General features: G+C 62.7%; 3 protein-coding genes. All 3 read right to left on the bottom strand.

Annotated features, from left to right (window positions below):
- Positions 1 to 62 precede the first annotated feature (62 nt).
- Positions 63 to 1,070, bottom strand: coding sequence for a methyltransferase domain-containing protein (locus AC08OO_RS23190; protein WP_476611832.1), 1,008 nt, complete (start codon positions 1,068 to 1,070; stop codon positions 63 to 65).
- A gap of 335 nt (positions 1,071 to 1,405) precedes the next feature.
- Positions 1,406 to 2,296: a hypothetical protein gene (locus tag AC08OO_RS23185; RefSeq protein ID WP_476611831.1), complete on the bottom strand. Its 891-nt coding sequence runs from the start codon at positions 2,294 to 2,296 to the stop codon at positions 1,406 to 1,408.
- Positions 2,297 to 2,490: 194 nt separating this feature from the next.
- On the bottom strand, positions 2,491 to 2,733 hold the full coding sequence (locus tag AC08OO_RS23180; RefSeq protein ID WP_476611830.1) for a hypothetical protein: 243 nt from the start codon (positions 2,731 to 2,733) through the stop codon (positions 2,491 to 2,493).
- Positions 2,734 to 2,881: the final 148 nt, after the last annotated feature.

Raw genomic sequence — 2,881 nt, 5'->3', positions numbered from 1 at the left:
CAGGAAGAGAACATTGGCGACGATCTTCCTCGGTGCGTCTGCCCTGGGTGCGTCTGCCCTGGTCAGGCTGCAGGCTGCTGGACGGGGGAGAGAACTTGGTCTGGCGTATCGAGCCAGAACGTCTGGCCGTCGGGGGTAACAGTGACACCGATGCGTGTGTGATCGGGCCGCCCGGCGTCGGTCCACCAACGGTAGGCGGTTTCCAGCTCGTCCCAGAGGCAGCGCGGTCCATACTGGCATACCTCATGCTCACCATCTGTCTCGGATGTGAACGAGGCCCACGATCCGGAAGGAAGGTGCGAGACCCGTAGAAGCATGCTGCCGTCATCCTCTACCCGTCGTCCTACCACCCATCCGGGCAGCCGCGCACCGAAGGCGAACCCGGCCTCGAACTCGGTAAACGGTTCGGACGGGAACAGCCGGGTGGTGGAGGTCTGGGGGTCATCCCAATCCCGCCGCATCCACAGGGGTTCGTCGTCTCGCTGGTTACGCAGTCGCATGAATCCAGCTCTGCCGTGGAAACGGCCGTGTGCGGCACCGTCATCATGGACAGTCAGGCACAGAAATGCCTGACATTCAAAAAATCCGACCACTATGGGAACCAGTATGCGCCCGCCGGGCCGGGTTTGCTCCACCCAGGCGTAGGGAATCTCTACCGCGCTGGCGGTGGAAATGACGCGGTCGTAGGGGGCGCGCTCGGGGCATCCCAGGGTGCCGTCACCTGTAACGACTGCGACCGGATATCCGGTCCTGCATAGGACCTGCCGGGCGTGCTCGGCGATCTTATCGTCTACCTCGACGGTGGTGATATGCCCGGGATGGGCTTTCTGTGCGAGAAAGGCGGCATTATAGCCGGTTCCTGCTCCAATCTCTAGGAGGTTCATGCCTGCCCGCACGTCAAGCAGATCGATCATCTCCTTCATAACCGATGGCGCACTACTTGAGCTGGTCGGGATGACGCCCTTACCGTCCTGGAGTTCCCCGTCGTCGGCCTGGGTGACAATCGAATCATCGCTGCTGACCAGGGTCAGCCATCGTTCAGGATCGTCAGATCGGCGCAGTGGCACCATCCACCCGTCGTCCCGTCTGACCCAGATAACGTCAGGGATGAAATATTCCCGCCTCACGCCTTCCCCGTTCCCTTGCATGTCGAGCAGGTCACGGTTTCTGTTTTCTGTTCTTCTTTACCATCGGTGGCGACAGTGATCGTTCCGTTTCCTCCACATCGCGGACAGTCCGGAGGGGGCGTCGAGTGTTTCCCCATGGATCTCCTAACGAAGGTGTGGTGAAAGAGGTAAATTTCCAAGCTGTCAGCCGGGGAGCGCCAGCGGGGACGTCCGGATGAAGTGCTCGGTCTCGGCGATCAGCTCACGGGCGGTAGGAGAGCTGACGAGGGTTGGGGTTGTCAAGACGCCGTGGACACGGCGCACCGCTTGTCGGATCGAGGCAATATGAAGATCGACTGGGAGATCGAGCACTGGGCGGAGTGCGTCCTGAGCACCGTCGAGATTGCCGTTTCGGGCTCGGGCAAGGCCGAGCGCGCCCCGAGACAGGGCTTCTTGCCGTAGCTGCGCTCGTCTCCAGCTGCGGACTCGTGGGCGTCGACGGCGGCAACCGCGGCTCGTTCGGCGTCGGCGGGCTGGTCGGGCAACCAGACATAGGCGTCGGCCGCATAGTAGAGCTGACGCGGAAACGTGAACGTCATTTCGCCGCCGGTGTCGTCCAAGTCATCGGGCATCACCCGTTCGCGAGCCTCAGCGGCGAGGCGGATAGCCTGGGTTGCGGCGTCGGCACGGCCCTGCGCGGCATGTGTACGTGCTTCGAGGGAGGGCAGCCAGACGGCGACGGTGCCGGAGACGGGGCCAAGGGTTGCGGCAAGCTGGCAGTAGCGGGCGGCGTCGGCTGTCCAGCCTGCCCAATAGGCGGTCAACGCTTGGACGCCGCGTATGAATATCTTCAGCGGCTCATGACCCGCGTGGTCCGCGCAGAAGTAGGCGGCTCTCGTGTGCGTGATTGCGGCCTGCGGCTTACCGACTTCGTTGCAGATGGCCGCAACCAGTGCTGTAGTCGCACCAGTGAGGAGGTACAGGTCTCGGGAGGGGTGTTGACGGTTTTCCAGTAGTCGGTAGGTGAGATCCTGCAAGGCAAGCAGGTCGGGGAAGAAGGTCGGTATCGGCTGGGTGGGGACAGCGCGGGCGATGCGGCGTAGTTCGTCGTGGATCTCGTCGAGCATGGCCGGGCCGAGGTCGGGCCGTTCCACAAGGAGGAGAAAGTCACGGGTTCGGCGGAGGGACATAGAAATCTCTCTTGTCCACGCCGGGTCGGAACTGTCGGCACCTGATCGCTTCTGGTCATCCCGTACATGGGGGCTGGTGTATGACCCGGCGGTGTCGGCGTGGGCGGGCATGAGTGCGGAAACGACGGAAGACGACTTAGAGTTATCGAATCCTCTCGAAGCGTAAGAGTTGATGGCAGGTGCAAACAGGCTGTCTACAGGGTAGTAGAACATTTTTCGAGGACTCGGCACGCAACCGGGTAGGGCCGGCGGGCGACCTTTCCAGACAGCCATCGTTTGGCCTGCCGTTCGCTGACCTGGGGCATGCCGTCCGCCGACCTACCAAGCGCCTTGGCGGTCTGCTCGAAGTGGCGGCGGAAGTCGGTCACGCTCCAACCGCGTTCGTGGACGAGACGGGCAAGCAGGTTCGGGGCCTCGTCAGCGCCAGGGGAGATCATGCCGCACCTCTTCGCAAACAGTCGTGGCGTCTACCTCACGGTACGACACAGATCCGGCACGTATTGCTGATGGCACCGAGAAGGCCGGGGTGACACCAGCAGGTCACCGTCACGCATGGTGACCTGTCACTATTCGACGCGATCGGGT

It is taken from the genome of Frankia sp. CeCAU1 (genome assembly GCF_977971845.1).
This window is presented reverse-complemented; position numbering and strand designations above follow the sequence as displayed.

Bases quoted from the DNA above. Each gene is read 5' to 3' on its own strand.
- AC08OO_RS23190 (WP_476611832.1), bottom strand. From the start codon at position 1,070: ATGGTGCCACTGCGCCGATCTGACGATCCTGAACGATGGCTGACCCTG.
- AC08OO_RS23185 (WP_476611831.1), bottom strand. From the start codon at position 2,296: ATGTCCCTCCGCCGAACCCGTGACTTTCTCCTCCTTGTGGAACGGCCC.
- AC08OO_RS23180 (WP_476611830.1), bottom strand. From the start codon at position 2,733: ATGATCTCCCCTGGCGCTGACGAGGCCCCGAACCTGCTTGCCCGTCTC.